A 767-nucleotide genomic window follows, 5' to 3' on the forward strand; every position below is an offset into this window, starting at 1 on the left:
GATGCCCGATAGCGCCAACCTCAAGGCACGCTTCGGCGCCGATGTGATGGCCGCCGACATCGAGAAGGCCTATTTCGCCGCGCTCGACAGGTAGGCACAGGGCCAAGCCGTTCCAAAGCCATACGTTGTTTCAAGGGTTTCTTAGCTCTCTTTTGCTATGACCATGGGGAAGTTTGCGGAAAGCCCTCATGAACGAGATCGACCCCGCGCGCCGCTTTTCAGCAGAGGCGGTGCGTAAATTCGACGGCCCGGCCGACGGCGACACGCCAAGCGGCATGAACGATGTCGCCCGCCAGGTCGCCTCGCAATACCGGCGCGATACGATGTCGCCGATCATGGTCAGCGGTGTCCTGCGCATGGTCGAATTCGGCTTGCTGTTCCTGTCCGGGCTCGCCGTCTATTTCCACTATGTCGGTTTCTTCAACTATCTCGCCTGGCAATATCCGGTGACGATCGCAGCCGGCTCGTTCCTTGCCGTGGTGCTGCTCGACGTCACCGACTGCTACCAGATCGTCGCCCTGATGCGGCCCATCGCCAACTTCGGCCGCGTGCTGCTGGTCTGGGCCGGCACATTCGCCCTGATGGCGCTGACGGCATTCGTCATGAAGATGTCGCAGGACTATTCGCGCCTATTGTTCGGCAGTTGGTTCGTCATCGGCTTCGTTCTCATCTTCGGCCTCAGGCTGGTGATGTCGAAGCTGATCCGGGCCTGGGCGCGCGATGGCCGCATGGAGCGGCGCGCCGTCATCGTCGGCGGCGGCAAGGCG

General features: G+C 61.9%; 1 pseudogene. It reads left to right on the forward strand.

Annotation, left to right across the window (positions count from 1 at the left end):
* Nucleotides 1-188: 188 nt before the first annotated feature.
* A pseudogene (locus tag EN906_RS36005) lies at nt 189-767 on the forward strand (undecaprenyl-phosphate glucose phosphotransferase); the annotation flags it as partial.

It is taken from the genome of Mesorhizobium sp. M7A.F.Ca.CA.004.06.1.1, assembly GCF_003999135.1.
GTDB lineage: Bacteria > Pseudomonadota > Alphaproteobacteria > Rhizobiales > Rhizobiaceae > Mesorhizobium.